The organism is Beggiatoa alba B18LD (assembly GCF_000245015.1).
Classification (GTDB): domain Bacteria; phylum Pseudomonadota; class Gammaproteobacteria; order Beggiatoales; family Beggiatoaceae; genus Beggiatoa; species Beggiatoa alba.
The window spans coordinates 3,175,634-3,194,164 of record NZ_JH600070.1 but is presented as its reverse complement, the minus strand read 5'-3'; the positions used below and the strand labels follow the sequence as shown (position 1 = coordinate 3,194,164).

17 protein-coding genes and 1 riboswitch are annotated in these 18,531 nt (G+C 42.5%); of the genes, 12 read left to right on the top strand and 5 right to left on the bottom strand.

The genetic code is table 11. The features are described from left to right. Positions 1–32 precede the first annotated feature (32 nt). Positions 33–536 carry a tellurite resistance TerB family protein gene (locus tag BEGALDRAFT_RS13020; RefSeq protein ID WP_002690699.1) on the top strand — a complete coding sequence of 168 codons (504 nt, stop codon included), beginning with the start codon at positions 33–35 and terminating at the stop codon, positions 534–536. 144 nt (positions 537–680) lie between these two features. On the opposite strand, the gene BEGALDRAFT_RS13015 is transcribed toward BEGALDRAFT_RS13020, so the two are convergent. The 3 genes from BEGALDRAFT_RS13015 to BEGALDRAFT_RS13005 all read right to left on the bottom strand — a co-directional run bounded on the left by BEGALDRAFT_RS13015 (position 681) and on the right by BEGALDRAFT_RS13005 (position 4,207). Beyond that, positions 681–1,418, bottom strand: a complete 738-nt coding sequence (locus BEGALDRAFT_RS13015) for a vWA domain-containing protein (RefSeq protein WP_002690698.1) — start codon at positions 1,416–1,418, stop codon at positions 681–683. Positions 1,419–1,443: 25 nt separating this feature from the next. Further along, positions 1,444–2,235, bottom strand: coding sequence for a cysteine hydrolase family protein (locus BEGALDRAFT_RS13010; protein WP_002690697.1), 792 nt, complete (start codon positions 2,233–2,235; stop codon positions 1,444–1,446). Between the two features lie 409 nt (positions 2,236–2,644). Next, positions 2,645–4,207, bottom strand: a complete 1,563-nt coding sequence (locus tag BEGALDRAFT_RS13005; protein ID WP_002690696.1) for an Rne/Rng family ribonuclease — start codon at positions 4,205–4,207, stop codon at positions 2,645–2,647. 195 nt (positions 4,208–4,402) lie between these two features. On the opposite strand from BEGALDRAFT_RS13005, the gene BEGALDRAFT_RS13000 reads away from it, so the two are divergent. Beyond that, positions 4,403–5,746, top strand: coding sequence for a DegQ family serine endoprotease (locus BEGALDRAFT_RS13000; RefSeq protein ID WP_002690694.1), 1,344 nt, complete (start codon positions 4,403–4,405; stop codon positions 5,744–5,746). 61 nt (positions 5,747–5,807) lie between these two features. After that, positions 5,808–6,566, top strand: coding sequence for an SHOCT domain-containing protein (locus BEGALDRAFT_RS12995; RefSeq protein WP_002690692.1), 759 nt, complete (start codon positions 5,808–5,810; stop codon positions 6,564–6,566). Positions 6,567–6,856: 290 nt separating this feature from the next. On the opposite strand, the gene BEGALDRAFT_RS12990 is transcribed toward BEGALDRAFT_RS12995, so the two are convergent. After that, the gene (locus tag BEGALDRAFT_RS12990) at positions 6,857–8,497 is read right to left on the bottom strand and encodes a CTP synthase (RefSeq protein ID WP_002690690.1); all 1,641 of its coding nucleotides are present in this window, start codon (positions 8,495–8,497) and stop codon (positions 6,857–6,859) included. 560 nt (positions 8,498–9,057) lie between these two features. On the opposite strand from BEGALDRAFT_RS12990, the gene BEGALDRAFT_RS12985 reads away from it, so the two are divergent. Next, positions 9,058–9,606: a flavodoxin gene (locus tag BEGALDRAFT_RS12985; RefSeq protein ID WP_002690687.1), complete on the top strand. Its 549-nt coding sequence runs from the start codon at positions 9,058–9,060 to the stop codon at positions 9,604–9,606. 67 nt (positions 9,607–9,673) lie between these two features. On the opposite strand, the gene BEGALDRAFT_RS12980 is transcribed toward BEGALDRAFT_RS12985, so the two are convergent. Then, the gene (locus BEGALDRAFT_RS12980; RefSeq protein ID WP_002690686.1) at positions 9,674–11,500 is read right to left on the bottom strand and encodes a TonB-dependent receptor domain-containing protein; all 1,827 of its coding nucleotides are present in this window, start codon (positions 11,498–11,500) and stop codon (positions 9,674–9,676) included. A gap of 115 nt (positions 11,501–11,615) precedes the next feature. Next, a riboswitch (cobalamin riboswitch) is annotated at positions 11,616–11,821 on the bottom strand. Positions 11,822–12,164: 343 nt separating this feature from the next. Between BEGALDRAFT_RS12980 and rpsL the strand changes: the two genes are divergently transcribed. The 8 genes from rpsL to rplW all read left to right on the top strand — a co-directional run bounded on the left by rpsL (position 12,165) and on the right by rplW (position 18,500). Further along, on the top strand, positions 12,165–12,539 hold the full coding sequence (gene rpsL / locus BEGALDRAFT_RS12975) for a 30S ribosomal protein S12 (RefSeq protein WP_002690684.1): 375 nt from the start codon (positions 12,165–12,167) through the stop codon (positions 12,537–12,539). Positions 12,540–12,592: 53 nt separating this feature from the next. Beyond that, positions 12,593–13,063 carry a 30S ribosomal protein S7 gene (rpsG, locus tag BEGALDRAFT_RS12970; RefSeq protein ID WP_002690682.1) on the top strand — a complete coding sequence of 157 codons (471 nt, stop codon included), beginning with the start codon at positions 12,593–12,595 and terminating at the stop codon, positions 13,061–13,063. A 45-nt stretch (positions 13,064–13,108) separates the two neighbouring features. Then, the gene (gene fusA, locus BEGALDRAFT_RS12965; RefSeq protein WP_002690680.1) at positions 13,109–15,214 is read left to right on the top strand and encodes an elongation factor G; all 2,106 of its coding nucleotides are present in this window, start codon (positions 13,109–13,111) and stop codon (positions 15,212–15,214) included. Positions 15,215–15,342: 128 nt separating this feature from the next. Further along, a complete protein-coding gene (gene tuf / locus BEGALDRAFT_RS12960; protein ID WP_002690678.1) occupies positions 15,343–16,533 on the top strand; it encodes an elongation factor Tu in 1,191 nt (396 codons plus the stop codon). A 66-nt stretch (positions 16,534–16,599) separates the two neighbouring features. After that, complete coding sequence (gene rpsJ, locus BEGALDRAFT_RS12955; protein WP_002690675.1) at positions 16,600–16,911, top strand: 30S ribosomal protein S10; 312 nt, start codon at positions 16,600–16,602, stop codon at positions 16,909–16,911. A gap of 25 nt (positions 16,912–16,936) precedes the next feature. Next, complete coding sequence (rplC, locus tag BEGALDRAFT_RS12950; RefSeq protein WP_002690673.1) at positions 16,937–17,578, top strand: 50S ribosomal protein L3; 642 nt, start codon at positions 16,937–16,939, stop codon at positions 17,576–17,578. An 11-nt stretch (positions 17,579–17,589) separates the two neighbouring features. Continuing rightward, entirely contained in the window at positions 17,590–18,210 is a 621-nt protein-coding gene (gene rplD / locus BEGALDRAFT_RS12945; protein WP_002690659.1) for a 50S ribosomal protein L4, read from the top strand. Then, on the top strand, positions 18,207–18,500 hold the full coding sequence (gene rplW, locus BEGALDRAFT_RS12940) for a 50S ribosomal protein L23 (protein ID WP_002690657.1): 294 nt from the start codon (positions 18,207–18,209) through the stop codon (positions 18,498–18,500). Before rplD ends, rplW begins: the two co-directional genes overlap by 4 nt. Positions 18,501–18,531: the final 31 nt, after the last annotated feature.

Below are 18,531 nucleotides of genomic sequence, written 5' to 3'. Positions count from 1 at the left end.
TACTCACTGAAATTATAAAAGGAGTCAGCAAGATGGGTTTATTCGATATGTTCAAAGGGGATTCAGGCGCAGCCATGACACCGCATTTAGCATTTGCAACCGCGTTGTTATACATGATTAGCGCAGATGGAGAAATCGATAACGAAGAAGTTGGGCAATTGCTGGCAGTATTAGGCGGGGAAAATAGTGGCGGTTCTATTGGTGTTGGCGCAAATAGTCGTCAACTCTTAGAAAGTGCGCAACGTTACATGAGAAGTCACTCTATTGATGATTTCTTAGCCGAAGCAACACCGTTATTAAGTGATGCCCAAAAAATGTGTATTTTAACGAATCTGATTGACTCCTCATTATCTGACGGACAAGCAGAACCACAAGAACAAGCTTTATTTGGGAAGATTTTACAAGCTTTCGGCATCAGCGAAGCACGTTTTACCCCGTTCTTTGAAGTGATTGCCTTAAAAAATGACCGCTCTGTCTTTACTAACCAATCCCATCCAAAAAATGACCCTGCTTATCAAGTCAAATTAAGCCTGTAATATAAAAATGCCCCTATTTATCTATAGCAAACGTATTATAAAACGACATGAAGGACTGGCAGTCCTAGATTTAAATCACTTTATGGTACGGTTACTATATTTGATAATATAGGGGCATTGATAGTTTTACCTTTCTCTTTCTGCTTAGAATGTCAACAATTGCGACGCTGAACCTGTGCCTAACGCTTGGCTTTGTGAACGAATACTTTTATCCACAAATGCCGCAAGTTTGGCTAATTTGTCAGGCGTTGCCGCATCAATTTCAACAAATTGATTCAAGCCCGCTTCTGTTTGAAAAATCTGTAAATAACCTGATGCGGTACTATTCCCCGTATTAACCCCCACTAAGACCGTTATCATCGATTCTAAAAACTCATCTTTGCTGATGTCATACACTTGTTTAGCAATCATTTTCGGCGTAACGGTTGAGCGATTATCTTCACCATCAGTAATGATATAAACCGCTGCATTAACCCCGAAATCTTGGTCGAACAAGGTTTTGCCATAAGTATTCGTCGCACCAATCGCATCATAACAAGCGTCATATAACGCTGTTGAGCCACTACACTGCAACTCAGGATAACTATTCGGGTCTATTTGATTTAAAGGGACAAACCCATGTACTTCTTGGCGATTGTCGTTAAAGGTCAATAAACGCACCATTAAATTATCGGCTCTAGGGCTACGTTGACAGCCTTGAATAATAGATTTAATACACGCTAACAAAGCTTTTTTAAAACCGTCCACGCTCCAACTAATATCAACCACAATGGTGACTAAAGTGTATTCTGTCGCGCCCAACTTATCAGGACGGATGGCTGAAAATTGGAAATTACCACCGCCTGCTAAAGTTGTCGTTTGCATATCATTAAATTTAGGCATGATTTTTCCCCTTAAGCGGAGTCTTTTAGACTAAAAACTCGGTTGATTTTGCCGTTCTCATACCGCGCCCTTTCATTTCCCGCAAAAATTGATCGGCTAAGGCTTCAAAACCTGATACGGGTGAAGTCGTATCTTCAATTAACACCATTTTGGAAATATTGGCTTCCCCAAAATTATTGGCAATATCTCGAATTGTATTCGCAACACAGTGGGATAAGGCTTGTCCTGATAAGGCAATTAAATCTGCATCTTCTAGTGTGCTAATCAATCGGGTATTTAATTGTGTGCTGGGGTCTTCTGGGTCTGGCACATCGGCTTGTACCGCGCTGTAGTGCTCTGTCCAAGGGTTAGAGCCTTTTGTCACCATATCGACGATAGCTAATTGATTTTCCCACTCAATTAAAGTTTTAGCGATAGGGTCAACCACATTATGCCCATAATGTCCGATTAAACAGTGAGGAGGCCAAATGGTTAAATCATAACGACCACCTGTCTTTAAGGCTTGTACATAATTTAAAGCACGGGCTTGGCAATTGGGTTGTGTGGTTCGCCATTTACCTGTTTGCACATCATCCACCGTAATCGTGGTAAATGGCGCGGGATGATTGCCTTTACTGTCCACCCAAAAAACAGGATGTGCGATATCTACCCAGTGATGCGAATCTAAAGTGACGTGAATGTCATCAATTTTGTCTAAATGCCGTTTTAACATAGCGGCTAAACGTTCAGAATCTTTATCCGCCCCCGCTACAAATAAATTGCCTTTAGGATTCGCAAAGTCGTTTTGTGGGTCAATGATTAAAAATTGTAAGTTCATCGTGATACCCTCCTGCGTTGTGGGTGAAAATATAAGAATAAATAAACTTATTCTCTATATGAAACTATCTTAGTTTAGAAATACAACTTTGTAAAGTAGGTAAATTTCCTAGAGTTGATGAAATTTTTTCAGAGTTAATCTGATTGAATAATCAGAAGATTTTATAGATAACCTGAGTTCGGTGAGTTTCTTTTAAAAAGACAACAGCTTGTCTCAATCAGGATTAACAGCAGGATTTTCAGGATTAAAAAGCGTGATTCACCTGACTTTTGGGTTTGAGGATTTTAAATCCTGCTAATCCTGAAAATCCTGATTCAGACAAGGTTTTAATCTTTTCGCGTGTTTGGACAGACCTACTAGGTTTTAAAAACCTAGTAGGTCTCTGTGATGGATGGCGATAAGCTATGAATTAACGCAATAACACAATATCAAATTGTTCTTGTGTGTAAGAAGTTTCGACTTGGAAACGGATAGAACGTTGAATAAAGGTTTCTAATTCGGCAACGCTATTGGATTCTTCATCTATCATCATATCAACAACATCTTGCGAGGCGAGTACTAAAAACTCTTGGTTTTCAAATTGACGCGCTTCGCGGAGGATTTCACGGAAAATTTCATAACAAACTGTTTCCGCTGTTTTTACGGAGCTACGCCCTTGACACGTCGGGCAGGTTTCACACAGCACATGCTCCAAACTTTCGCGGGTACGCTTGCGTGTCATTTGTACTAAGCCTAAAGAAGAGACTTCACTGGCGATAATGTGGCTCTTGGTATGGTCTTTTTCTAAACACTTTTCCAAGGTTTTTAAAACTTGGCGTTTATGTTCAGCGTCTATCATGTCGATAAAATCGAGGATGATAATGCCACCTAAATTGCGCAAGCGTAATTGACGCGCAATGGCTTGTGCTGCTTCTAAATTGGTCTTGAAAATCGTCTCTTCTAAGTTCCGCGTTCCAACAAATGCGCCTGTATTCACATCTATTGTAGTCATCGCTTCGGTTTGGTCTATTACTAGATAACCACCAGATTTTAAAGGGACTTTACGTGCTAAAGCGCGGTTAATTTCGTCTTCAATATTGTATAAATCGAAAATCGGACGTTCACCAGGATAGTGTTCTATAAGGGGAACAATGTGTGGAATAAACTTTTCAGCAAAACTAATAACCTCTCGATAAGTTTCGCGTGAATCAATTCGCACTTTTTCGATACTTCCTCCCATTAAATCACGGATAGTACGAATAACAAGGGAAAAATCTTCGTAAACCCGTGAGCAGGGTTTAGATTCGCTCGACTTTTCTAAAATCTCTTGCCAAAGTCGACATAAAAAATCCATATCTGCGCAGAGCATTTCTTCTGAAACGCCTTCCGCTGCGGTACGAATGATAAAGCCATAATTTAAGCAAGGGCGTATATTTGTCCCTGTCGAATTTTCAGCGGGGCGGGTTGCAAAAGTTTCGCGGTCGTTTTGGTTGTCTATTACACCTTGTTCAACCATACCCATATGACGCAATACAATTTCTTTTAAACGTCTGCGTTCATCTTCTTTTTCAATGCGGGTGGAAACGCCGATAGTATTGGCAGAATAGGGGATTAAGACGACATAACGTGAGGGAATAGATATTTGCGTGGTTAAACGCGCGCCTTTTGTCCCTAATGGGTCTTTAATAACCTGTACTAATAGGTTTTGTCCTTCATACAATAACTCATTAATTTTCCATTCCTCTTTAGAATCCCCCGCGATAGGTGGGGGTAAAATATCAGAGGCGTGTAGAAAAGCGGCGCGTTCTAGTCCAATATCGACAAAAGCGGCTTGCATACCAGGTAGAACCCGACAAACACGTCCTTTGTAGATATTACTAACGATACCTCTTTTACGGGTGCGTTCAATCACAACCTCTTGCAACATCCCGTTTTCCACCATGGCAACACGGGTTTCTCGAGGGGTGACATTGATGAGAATTTCCTCGCTCAAGTGCTTTGTTTCCTTTGTAAGTCATGAAGTTAATTTAATTTATTAAAATTCTGTTAGTTATTCTAGCATTCAAGCGGGTAGAAGCGTTATTTTCAACTGGTTAAAGCCATGATTTAACCCTGTCGACTTCTCTTTAAATCTGTCGCTTCTGCCTTATTTTCTATGCTAGTTTGCTGATGGATTCATGGAGGGATTATGTTAATACTGTCACGTTTATCTGCGTTTCTTAGTTTTATTTTATTGGCTTGCAGTAGTTTTGCCAGTTTTGCATATTTGCCTGTTGCTGTAGATGGACAACCTGTCCCAAGTCTTGCGCCGATGTTGGAAAAAATTACCCCAGCTGTTGTTAATATTTCTACAAAAGGGCGGGAGCGTATTCAAGAGAATCCGTTATTTAATGACCCTTTTTTTCGGCATTTTTTCGAGTTACCTGAGCAACCGCGTGAGAAAATCAATCAAAGTTTAGGCTCTGGGGTGGTGATTAATGCTAGTTTAGGCTATGTCGTTACCAATAATCACGTGATTGAGGCGGCTGATGAAATTTCGGTGACGTTACGCGATGGTCGTCAGTTAAGTGCGAAATTAGTTGGCACAGACCCACAAACGGATTTAGCGTTATTAAAAATCTTACCTGAAAATTTGGTTGCGATTCCATTGGCAAATTCCGATAGTGTACGGGTTGGTGATTTTGTGGTAGCCATTGGGAATCCTTTTGGCTTAGGGCAAACCGTTACGTCTGGAATTGTCAGCGCGTTAGGACGGAGTATTGGTATTGAGGATTATGAGGATTTTATTCAAACCGATGCGTCTATTAATCCGGGGAATTCTGGCGGGGCGTTGGTGAATTTGCGCGGGGAATTGATAGGTATTAATACGGCGATTCTTGCACCGGGCGGTAACGGGGGAAATATCGGTATTGGGTTTGCCATTCCAACGAATATGATGAATCAGATTATTCAGCATTTAATTGAGTATGGTGAAGTCCAGCGTGGGACTTTGGGCATTAGAATTCAGGATATTAATGCAGAATTAGCGAATGCTTTTGGCTTAAAAGAGAATAAAGGGGCGGCAATTACAGGGGTAGAACGCGGGTCAGCCGCTGAACAAGCAGGTTTGCAGGCGGGAGATGTAATTATTAGCGTCAATGATAAACCTGTCAGTAACGCAACGGAGTTGCGCAACCGTATTGGGTTATTACGCATTCAGGAAAAAATCAATATTGGGTTTATTCGTAATGGTAAGCTAATGACTGTAAAGGCTAAAATTGATGGCACAGAAACTATTCAAGCAGAGAGTATTAACCGCTTTTTGGCAGGAATGCGCTTGAAAGAGGATTCGCAAGGGGTAGTTGTGCATGATATTAAAAAGAATAGTAGTGCGTGGCAATTGGGTTTTCGTAAAGGGGATGTGATTGTTGGTATTAGTCGACGTGTTGTGAAAGATATTGCAGGGATACAGGCTTTATTAGATGGGAATGTGCGTAGTTTTAGCGTACAAATTGACCGTAATGGTGAAATTTTTAATATATTAGTGCGTTAAGCTTGTTATTTTCCTTTATTCCCACATGTACTGTTAGTACACCCACGTTGGAATCAACAATATGCAATCTTTAACACCTGCTGCACAACAACAAGTTCAACAACTCGCGCAACGTTACGGGGTTAGCGTTGATGCAGTGACGACCTTATTATATGCAGTCTCACAAGGTAACGGCTCGATGGCGCAGTTTAGTCATCCTGAATTAGGCGGGTCGGGGCAGTGGATGCAGGGCGGGATGTTGATGTTGGGCGATATGTTTAATTACAATTTAAAAAATATCGTCAATGGTTTATGTAATGATTTAAGTCAGTTACTTTATACTCAACCATTTGTTATCAGTCCAACATCAACATGGTATCCTAAAGAATTAGGTTCGCCTAACGCAAGCGGTTCACAAAATGGGATTCGTTACGCTTATTTTGCGAATGCATGTCGGTTAGCGGTGGAAATTAACGGACAAGTTTCCGTTTATGACACGTTAAACCATCAAATTGGTGGTTTTTCACAACAGCAAGGGGGCGGGAGTTCCTTGCTCTTTAGCAGTCAATACGGCACTGTGGATGTTTTAAACCTGCCATTGTTATCAGGGCAAGGGACTTTAGGCACTTTATTTAATAGCAATAATTCATCTAACATCCAACAACCGCAACCTGTTCCAATGAATAGCTTTAATTCAACGAACGCTCCTTCATCAAGCTCAACACAGGCGGCAGAAGATATTTTTGAAAAAGTTCAAAAATTAGCCGATTTACGCGCTAAAAATATTCTGTCTGAAGAAGAGTTTTTCACTAAGAAAGCCGAGTTGTTAAGTCGTTTATAACGTTAAGTAAGCATCAGGGCTGGCAGTTTTTAAAGAGCTGCCAGCCCTTTTTTATGGATTAACCTGAGTTCGGCGAGTTTCTTTTAAACGATAACAGCTTGTCTGAATCAGGATTAACAGGATTTAAAACCCTCAAACCCAAAAGTCAGGTGAATAACGTTTTTTAATTCCGCTAATTCTGAAAATTCTGTGAATTCTGATTCAGACAAAAAAAGACCCGCTAAGTTTTGAAAACCTAGCAGGTTTCTGTTTTATTTTATAAAAATCGCCGAATTCAGGTTATAGATTAATCAAGATTTTATCGGCGCAAAGCTCGCATGTTGGCGGGCTGCGTTGATAAAGCCTGTAAATAAGGGATGACCGTCACGCGGTGTCGAGGTAAATTCTGGATGGAATTGGCAACCAACAAACCAAGGATGATTAGGGTTTTCAATGACTTCAACTAAACGTTCATCTGTTGACATACCAACAAAAGCTAATCCTGCTTTTTCTAATAAATCTTTATAATGGTTATTAAATTCGTAACGATGGCGATGGCGTTCACGAATTACATTTTTACCGTATAAACGACGGATTAAACTGTGTTCTGATAACTGGCAGTCTTGTCCCCCTAAACGCATCGTTCCGCCTTTATGGCTGTTTTCTGTGCGTCGCTCAATTTCACCCGCATCGTTTAGCCATTCCGTAATCAGTGCAATAACAGGGTGCGGCGTGTGTTGGTCAAATTCGCTACTGTTTGCATTGGTCAAGCCTGCGACATGACGGGCAAACTCAATGACAGCAACTTGCATTCCTAGACAAATCCCTAAGTAGGGGATGCCATTCTCTCGGGCAAATTGTGCCGTTTTAATCTTGCCTTCAATCCCACGTAAGCCAAAACCACCTGGTACTAAAATCGCGCTCATCCCGCGCAAGCATTCTGTGCCTTGGGCTTCGATTTCTTCCGAATCAATATAGGTGATTTCAACTTGTGTATGGGTATGAATTCCTGCATGTTTTAGGGCTTCAGATAAGGATTTATAAGCATCAGTTAGGTCAACATATTTACCCACCATTGCAACATTGACACAGGCAACGGGGTTGTCTAATGCGGTCACAACTTTTGTCCATGCGCTTAAATCTGCTGGCGGGGTATTTAAACGAAATTTATCGCAGACTAATCTGTCTAAGCCTTGTTGTTGTAATTGTTCGGGAATTCGATAGATAGAATCCGCATCAACCAGAGAAATTACTGCCCATTCATCCACATTGGTAAATAAGGCAATCTTACGGCGTTCATTTTCTGGCAGGGGATGGGTAGAGCGACACAATAAAATATCAGGCTGAATGCCAATAGAACGTAATTCTTTCACAGAATGCTGTGTCGGTTTGGTTTTTAATTCGCCTGCGGTAGCAATGTAAGGCACTAGGGTTAAGTGAATAAATAAAACCCGTTCACGTCCGAGTTCAGATGCCATTTGGCGCAAGGCTTCTAAGAAAGGTAAGGATTCAATATCGCCAACTGTTCCACCGATTTCTATCATTGCCACGTCGGCATCGCCTGCGCCTGCGATAATAGAGCGTTTAATCTCATCCGTAATATGGGGAATGACTTGCACCGTCGCGCCTAAATAATCGCCTCGTCTTTCTTTATTAATGACGTTGGCATAAATCCGCCCTGTCGTGTAATTATTAGCTTGCGACATGGTAGTGCGGACAAAACGTTCATAATGCCCTAAGTCTAAATCTGTTTCTGCTCCATCGTCTGTTACATAAACTTCCCCATGTTGAAAAGGGCTCATTGTACCAGGGTCAACATTAATATAAGGGTCTAATTTTAGAAGAGTTACTTTAATTTTGCGGGATTCTAAAACAGCGGCAAGTGATGCGGCGGCGATGCCTTTGCCTAATGAGGAAACCACGCCACCTGTAATAAAAATAAATCGAGTCATGGGGATTGTGCGCTAGCTAGTGAGTAGAAGGACAAAAGCAATTAAAAATAGCAAATTTGCTAAGGCTTCTCAATGTGAAAAAAACTTGTAAGATAAGATTTTAAAATCGTTGTGATAGTTATAACGGGATTATTTTTCGTTAATCATAGGGGCATTTTTAATAATCTGAATCAAGATTATCGGGATTCACTAGACAAGATTAAAACCTTGTCTGAATCAGGATTAACAGGATTTAAAACCCTAAAACCAAAAAATTGAGGTAAATCACGCTTTTTAATTCTGCTAATTCTGAAAATTCTGTGAATTCTGATTCAGACAAGCTGTTGTCTTTTTTAAAAGAAACTCGCCGAACTCAGGTTAATACAAATTTAAGCATTAGAAACCATTCCCGCGCATAAACGTGCGTTGGGTAAGTAAATTGAGGAAGTAAAAGCTGAGTTAGTCACACACTGTGAGCAGAAAAAAACATAGCGTTACGTCATAATAGCAAGAGCACTTATCCGACAAACCACTTTGAACTTGTCGCGCAACACAAGGGACAACACAATTCAGAGGATGATATGAACAAAATCGGCATTTTTTTTGGCACTGAAACTGGCACTACGCGATTGGTCGCTAAAAAACTTCATCAACTCCTAGGCGCAGACCTTGCGGATAAACCCGTTAATGTCAACCGTATCCAGCCTGAAGACATGCTAGCATACGATGCACTGATTCTCGGCACTCCCAGCTATGGCATCGGCGATATTCCGGGCAAAAACGCTGCGGGTTGTTTTGAACCTAACTGGGAAGAGTTTTTGACCACCTTTGGCAAACCAGACCTTAGTGGCAAGCGCATTGCCTTCTTTGGACTTGGTGCGCAAGAGCGTTATTCCGAACAGTTTGCCAGCTCGTTGATGGCTTTATACACCGTGTTTGAATCTTTGGGCGCGGAGATAATTGGCGACTGGAGTACTGAGGGCTATACCTTTAAGCACTCGGATGCTGTGCGTGATGGGCGTTTTGTTGGACTCGTGATTGATCAACGTACTCAAGGTATGCTGACTGAGGAACGTCTTAAGCAGTGGTTAGCGCAAATCACGCCAGCTTTAAAAGAGAAATTAACTTAATACTGTTTCCAGCAAAAGAACCGCCAGTCCTTGAAGGACTGGCAGTCCTGAAACTCAGTTACTCACTTTAGTCGTTGTAATGTAAGCTAATAAAAAAGCCTCGCCCAGCAGTATGATAATATTGAGCAAGCTCATAATCTTTATCAAGAACATTATTCACGGTTGCGCGAATTAACCATTGTTGATTGAGCTTATATTCGCTATTAAGGTTTAACAAACCATAGCCCGCAACTTGGCGTTGATTGGCTGTATCTTCATAACGTTTCCCTTGTGCTAACACTTCTGCCCCAATACGTCCTTGATTAAATGTGTAATTCAGACTGAGTTTTGCAGATTGTTTTGCCCGACGCGGTAGCCAGTTACTTGTCGCATCATCTTCGTGGTCTAACCATGTTGCATTACCAGCTAATTGCCACGCGCCCCATGTCGTACCGATTTCTGCTTCAACTCCTTGAATCGTTGCTTTATTTAAATTCATGGGTAAATAGCTGTCAGTGCTTGCATCGTAGCTGGTTGCAATCAGTTTTTTCACTTGGTTTCGATATAAATTCAGTGACCAATGGTAAGCCGTTTCATGACCCCGTAAACCAAATTCTATGCTATCCGCTTCCTCAGGGTCTAAATTTGGACTACCAAAATAAGGGTAGTAAAGTTCATTAAATGAAGGGGCTTTAAACGCTGTTCCATAAGCAACAAATGTTTGTAATGTTGGGTTAATGTCATAACCAAGATTAATATTGCCCGTACTTTGTCCGCCAAATTGTTCGTTATCATCATAACGTCCGCCCAGAATTAACCGCCATGCGTCCCACTGTCCTTGGTATTGGGTAAAAATGCCGTGATTTTGCCGTGATGTTTCGTCGTAAGCGGTGTTACTGTCTAATTCATCTTTTAAATAATCATAACCCAATGTCATGATTTGATTATTTCCAATACTCCAATCATTTTGCCAAATCGCATTATTGCGTTTAGTTTGGTAATTGCTGGGGTCAGTTTCGTGTCCAAAACTATCTTGTTCATCCTGACTTTGCCCAATATTCAGCGACATATCCCATGTTTGAGAAACATGATATAACGCTTTAGCCCCGATAACTTGTTGCGTAAAATCAATTTCATTCGCAAACATCGAATCGTACTGATTATTACCCGTTGCCCGTAAAGCATATAGACTGGCTTGTAATTGGTTGCTAACTTGGTGATTCACTTGCGCACTAAATGACGTATTGTCATAGCCATCAGCATCAGGTTCTGTGGTGTAACAAGCACGGGATTCAGCACCATTACACGCATTAAATCCATCACTACTGGTATAGTCTGCGGTAACGCTATAACTGGTTTGTTGATTTTTACCGCTATGGCTGGCAGTTGCTTGATAAGTTTGATGATCACCCGCTCCAATACTTAACTGGGTGCTTGGCGCATTCCCTTGGCGGGTAAAAATTTGAATGACCCCACCAATGGCTTCTGAACCGTACAGCGATGAGCGTGTCCCACGCACGATTTCAATGCGTTCAATTTGACTGGGCGGTAAATATTGAAAAGCGGTTGTGCCCAAACTGGCAGAACCCACTTTAATGCCATTGACTAAGACTAAAACATGATCAGATTCAGCTCCTCGCACAAAAACCGATGTCACTTGTCCGACACCGCCACTACTGACAATATCGACACCCGCAACCCCTTTTAATAACTCCGTTACGGTTAATGCCTGACTCTGCTCAATCATTTTGCGGTCGATAACAGTCACAGACGCGAGTGTTTCATCAACACTTTGTACAGTACGTGTTGCGGTCACAACAACAGTTGGCTGAACCTTTTCATCTGCCGCCATCGCTGATAATGGCAACCCGATTATCATTACAGGGAAAAAACGTGAATAAAACCCAAAAGACATGACACACTTCCTTACTTCATCGAATTATCATGAAAGTGTGCAGAGGTAAAAAACGGACGCAATGACACATAAAAAAACGTAAACCACGCATCAGCCTGTTGCCCTCCGCAACACGACAGTACACCCTTAATAGGTCGGTATCCGGACTTGTCAGCGAATAATGATAATTATCCTCATCAAGTTCCCTTCCCATGCGATTTAGGCACAGTGGTTTTTGAACTGACGTTTAACTGAACTTACCGTTGCGGGGGCAGTATTGGCTTTGCACCAATTTCCCAGAATCGTGAGTGATACACTCACCCCTATTAAGTCGCGGGCGATTAAACGAGGTTAAATTAAGAATGTCAAGTCATATACACGCCATTTTTTAAAATAAAAAAATAGCTTCAATTCATTTTTACAGTACATACGCACTTGAAGTGCAACAAAATCATTCCTTCTAAATTATCTCGTTAAAAAATTTTTATGTCTTACAACTCCACAAAATACTTAAAAGTTTTCTTTTTAAAGACTTGACAGCGCAATAAAACATCATTATTATCCTTCGGCTCTAAAGAGCTGGAATTCTGTTAAAATTTCAGCTCGTTTTTATTTCATTGATTTCTTAACAGATGAGCTTTTAAGTCGTCTGTACGTAGTACCAGCCCCTGTATTCGGAGCAATTATGGCAACAATTAATCAGTTAGTGCGTAAACCGCGCAAATCGCCACAGACTAAGAGCAATGTGCCTGCCCTTAATGGGTGTCCGCAAAAGCGGGGCGTGTGTACGCGTGTTTATACCACTACCCCCAAAAAGCCAAACTCTGCGATGCGTAAAGTTGCGCGTGTGCGGTTAACAAACGGTATGGAAGTAACGACCTACATTGGTGGGGAAGGACATAACTTACAAGAGCACTCCGTCGTGTTGATTCGTGGTGGACGTGTGAAAGACTTACCCGGTGTGCGTTATCACACAGTACGCGGGTGTTTAGATACCTCTGGTGTAAACGCAAGACGGCAAGGACGTTCCAAGTACGGCGCGAAGCGTCCTAAATCCTAATGCTGTCATCCGTTTCTAAGTATTGATTAAAGCTAAAAGTTGAGTTCAATTTTATGCCAAGAAGAAGAGTCGTCGCAAAACGCGCTATATTACCTGATCCTAAATTCGGTAACGAAACCGTTGCTAAATTTATCAATATAGTCATGAAAAGTGGTAAAAAATCGGTTGCTGAACGCATTGTTTATGGTGCGTTAGACCAAATTGCCGAAAAGAACAAAGGTGATCCTTTAGAGATTTTTATTAAAGCCCTTGATAACGTCAGACCTGTTGTCGAAGTTAAATCCAGACGGGTAGGCGGTTCTAACTATCAAGTGCCTGTAGAAGTCCGTCCTGTCCGTCGTACTGCCTTAGCCATGCGTTGGTTAGCTGACTGTGCACGGAGTCGCGGTGAAAAATCTATGGGTCTGCGTTTAGCGGGTGAAATTTTAGATGCCTTTGAAAACAAAGGTTCCGCAATTAAAAAACGTGAAGACGTTCATCGTATGGCAGAAGCGAATAAAGCCTTTTCGCATTTCCGCTGGTAATTTATTTGGCTCAACCATTAACTGCTTGTTTAAAAGGTTCTTAACGTGGCACGAAAAACACCCATTGAGCGATACCGCAATATCGGTATTATGGCGCACATCGATGCGGGTAAAACAACAACGACCGAACGTGTATTGTTCTATACAGGTCGTTCCCACAAAATCGGTGAAGTACATGATGGCGCAGCAACCACAGACTGGATGGTGCAAGAGCAAGAGCGTGGGATTACCATTACCTCTGCGGCGGTAACATGTTTCTGGCGTGGTATGGGTCAACAATTCGATGAACATCGCATTAACATTATTGACACCCCTGGTCACGTTGACTTTACGATTGAAGTCGAACGTTCCTTACGGGTGCTAGACGGTGCATGTGCAGTCTTTTGTGCTGTGGGTGGTGTTCAGCCCCAATCCGAAACCGTTTGGAGACAAGCAAATAAGTATCGCGTTCCTCGTTTAGCGTTCGTTAATAAAATGGACCGTGCTGGCGCGAACTTCCTAAAAGTGGTTGAGCAAATCAAGACTCGTTTAGCAGGTAATCCTGTTGTATTACAGCTACCTATCGGTCAAGAAGATAAATTTGAAGGGGTTGTCGACCTCATCAAAATGAAAGCCATTTATTGGGATAATGAATCTCAAGGAATGCGTTTTGAAGAGCGTGAAATTGCTGCCGACATGTTAGCCGACTGTGAAGCATGGCGTGAAAAGTTAATAGAATCTGCTGCGGAAGCCAGTGAAGAGCTGATGGATAAATACCTTAACGGTGGGGATTTATCCGTAGAAGAAATCAAGCAAGGCATACGAGTACGTACTTTAGCCAATGAAATCGTCCCCATGATTTGCGGTTCTGCCTTTAAAAATAAAGGCGTGCAAGCCATGTTGGATGCTGTTGTTGAATATATGCCTTCCCCTGTGGACATTCCGCCAGTGAAAGGAACGCTTGATGATGCTGCACAAACAGAAGCAGAACGTCATGCGAGTGATGATGAGCCTTTCTCTGCATTAGCTTTCAAAATTGCAACAGACCCCTTCGTCGGTTCATTAACCTTTTTCCGCGTCTATTCTGGTGTCTTAAATTCTGGTGATACCATTTACAACGCCGTGAAAGGTAAAAAGGAACGGGTTGGTCGTATCGTGCAAATGCACGCAAATACCCGCGAAGAAATCAAAGAAGTTCGTGCAGGTGATATTGCGGCCGCCATTGGTTTAAAAGATGTTACCACGGGTGAGACCTTATGTGATGTTAATAACATCATTACGTTAGAAAGAATGGACTTCCCAGAACCCGTTATTTCTGTCGCTATTGAACCTAAAACTAAAGCTGACCAAGAAAAAATGGGCGTGGCATTGTCTAAACTGGCTGCTGAAGACCCCTCTTTCCGCGTTCGTACCGATGAAGAAACTGGGCAAACCATTATTTCAGGGATGGGTGAATTACATCTCGAAATCATTATCGACCGTATGAAACGTGAATTTAACGTTGAAGCGAATATCGGCGCACCTCAAGTCGCCTACCGTGAAACTATTCGTACAAATGTTGAACAAGAAGGCAAATTTGTTCGCCAATCAGGTGGTCGTGGTCAATACGGTCACGTTTGGCTTCGCCTCGAACCTCAAGAACCAGGTACGGGCTACACATTTGTTAACGCCATTGTTGGTGGTGTTGTACCTAAAGAGTACATTCCTGCTGTCGACAAAGGTGTCCAAGAACAAATGCAAAATGGGGTTATTGCTGGATTCCCCGTTGTTGACGTTAAAGTTACCATTATTGATGGTTCATTCCATGAAGTGGACTCTAACGAAATGGCATTCAAAATCGCAGGCTCTATGGCGTTCAAAGATGGTGCTAAAAAAGCCAAGCCTGTCCTCCTTGAACCTATCATGGCGGTAGAAGTTGAAACTCCTGAAGACTATATGGGCGACGTAATGGGCGACTTAAACCGTCGTCGCGGTATCCTGCAAGGGATGGATGACACCCCCACAGGGAAAACCATTAAGGCAGAAGTACCACTAGGTGAAATGTTTGGTTATGCAACTGACTTACGCTCCTTATCTCAAGGACGTGCCAGTTACACCATGCAGTTCACGAAGTACAGTGAAGCCCCCAATAACGTTGCTGAAACTGTCATTAAGAAAGCCGCCAGCAATTAATTCATTCGTTTTAATTTTTGGTTTTTGATTTTTGCGGCTACTTCATGTTGCTCAAAAGTCAAAAATCATTATTTTATTTTTCCGGTTAGGTTTACATCGTAAATCAGAAATCGTAGAGGATATAACTGATGTCCAAGGCAAAATTTGAACGCACTAAGCCGCACGTAAACGTAGGTACAATCGGCCACGTTGACCATGGCAAAACGACCCTGACAGCGGCATTAACCAAATGTATGGCAGAAAAATTCGGTGGCGAATTCAAAGCCTACGACCAAATTGACAAAGCGCCTGAAGAACGCGCTCGTGGGATTACCATTGCAACTGCCCACGTTGAATACCAATCAGAAACCCGTCACTACGCCCACGTTGACTGCCCAGGTCATGCTGACTACGTCAAAAACATGATTACAGGGGCTGCCCAAATGGACGGCGCGATTCTCGTGGTTTCCGCTGCTGACGGCCCTATGCCTCAAACGCGCGAACACATCCTGTTAGCCCGTCAAGTTGGCGTGCCTTACATTGTTGTGTTCATGAACAAAGCTGACATGGTTGACGACGCCGAGTTATTAGAACTCGTCGAGATGGAAGTCCGTGAATTATTAGACAAGTATCAATTCCCTGGTGACGACACCCCCGTTGTTATCGGCTCTGCCTTAAAAGCCTTAGAAGGTGATAGCAGTGATATTGGTGTAAATGCCATTTACAAACTGGTTGCAGAAATGGACAGATACATTCCTGAACCTGTTCGTGAAACCGACAAACCCTTCTTAATGCCGATTGAAGACGTATTCTCCATCTCTGGTCGCGGAACAGTCGTGACGGGACGTGTAGAACAAGGCAAAGTAAAAGTTGGCGAAGAAGTAGAAATTGTTGGTATTCGTCCGACCACCAAAACCACCTGCACAGGGGTTGAAATGTTCCGCAAACTGTTAGACGAAGGTGTCGCAGGGGACAACGTTGGCGTGTTATTACGGGGAACGAAACGGGATGACGTAGAACGCGGTCAAGTGTTAGCGAAACCTGGCACAATCACCCCACATACCCGTTTTGAAACAGAAGTTTACGTATTAAGCAAAGAAGAAGGTGGTCGTCATACGCCATTTTTCAACGGCTACCGTCCGCAATTCTACTTCCGTACCACCGACGTAACAGGCGCATGTGACTTACCCGCAGGCGTAGAAATGGTGATGCCTGGTGATAACGTGAAGTTAACTGTGAAATTGATTAACCCGATTGCAATGACCGAAGGTTTACGCTTTGCAATTCGTGAAGGTGGTCGCACCGTTGGTGCTGGTGTTGTTACTAAGGTTATTGAGTAATAACGAAAAATAAAGAAGAGGGTCTAACCCTCTTCTCACACATAGTGATTGGAACAGTAATTAATTATGGCAAATCAAAGAATTCGTATCCGACTCAAGGCGTTTGATCATCGCTTGATTGATCAATCCGCACGCGAAATCGTGGAAACCGCGAAGCGCACTGGAGCACAACTACGGGGACCTATTCCTCTGCCGACGAAGAAAGAAAAATTCACCGTCTTGATTTCTCCGCATGTCAATAAAGATGCGCGTGACCAGTATGAAATTCGCACCCATAAACGCTTATTAGACATCATCGATCCGACTGATAAAACAGTGGATTCATTGATGAAATTGGATTTGGCGGCCGGTGTTGACGTACAAATAAAGTTGAATTAGTCGAGATGTTATAAAGGTTAAAACAATGGCAATCGGAATTGTCGGTCGAAAATGCGGTATGACCCGCGTTTTTAAAGAGGACGGGCGTGCTGTTCCGGTCACAGTGATTGAAGCAGAACCTAATCGTGTGACACAAGTTAAAACGCTAGAAAATGATGGCTACAGTGCAGTTCAAGTGACCTGCGGCACTCGCCGTGCGGTACGTGTTAACAAAGCACTGGCTGGGCATTTTACTAAAGCAAGCGTAGAACCGGGACGCAATTTATGGGAGTTTCGCCTCAAAGAAGGGGAAAGCTCCGAACTTCAGCCTGGTAATGAAATTAAAGTAGATATCTTTGAAACAGGTCAAAAAGTTGATGTGACTGGCGTAACCAAAGGTAAAGGTTATGCAGGGACAATTAAGCGTCACAACTTTAGAGGTCAAGACGCAACACATGGTAACTCCGTGTCACACCGCGTACCAGGTTCTACAGGTCAACGTCAAACACCTGGACGTGTTTTCAAAGGTAAACGGATGTCTGGTCATATGGGTAACGAGCGTTGCAGTATTCAAAACCTCGAAGTTATCCGTGTCGACGTAGAAAGAAATTTATTGCTCGTTAAAGGTGCTGTACCTGGCGCGACAGGTGGCGACGTGATTGTACGTCCTGCTGTTAAATCACGTTAGAGGGTAACGTCATGGAACTGAATTTACAGTCTACGACAAGTACCGCCACTGCCGGTGTAGTCAATGTATCAGAAGCAGTGTTTGGGGCTAAATATAATGAGCCTCTTATTCATCAAGCCGTTGTTGCTTATTTAGCAGGTGGACGGTCAGGCACAAAAGCACAAAAAACCCGTGCAATGGTTCGCGGTGGTGGGATTAAGCCATGGCGTCAAAAAGGAACGGGGCGTGCGCGTGCGGGCACAAGCAGAGGACCAATTTGGCGGGGTGGTGGTGTTACTTTCGCTGCTCAACCTCGTGACCATAGCGTTAAATTGAACAAAAAAATGTACCGTGGTGCATTATGTTCAATTTTTTCTGAATTAATTCGTCAAGAACGCTTTGTTATCGTCGAAAAATTCAGCATAGAAACACCTAAAACCAAAGCGTTATTAGGTCAATTGCAGAACTTAAATTTAGACAATGTACTGATTATTACCGATCAAGACGATATGAATTTATATCTTGCTGCACGGAATCTATACAATGTTGACGTAAGCGACGCAAAAACTGTTGACCCAGTTAGCTTGGTCGGTTTTGAAAAAGTGCTAGTAACGCTATCAGCCCTGAAGCAAATTGAGGAACGATTAGCATGAATAAAGCACGTTTAATGCAAGTATTGTTGGCACCCCATATTTCAGAAAAAGCAACACAAGCAACTGATAAAAACCAACAATATGTATTTCAAGTTCTCCCTACTGCAACTAAGCAAGAAATCAAAGAAGCGGTTGAGTTGCTGTTTAACGTAAAAGTGACCAACGTCCAAACCGTTTGTGCTAAAGGTAAGCGTAAGAATTTCGGACGCACCCGTGGCAAACGTTCTGATTGGAAAAAAGCTTACGTGGGATTACAGGAAGGATTTGATATTAACTTCAGTGGGAACTGAGCAATAACGTGAAATTGCCGTTAACTCAGTT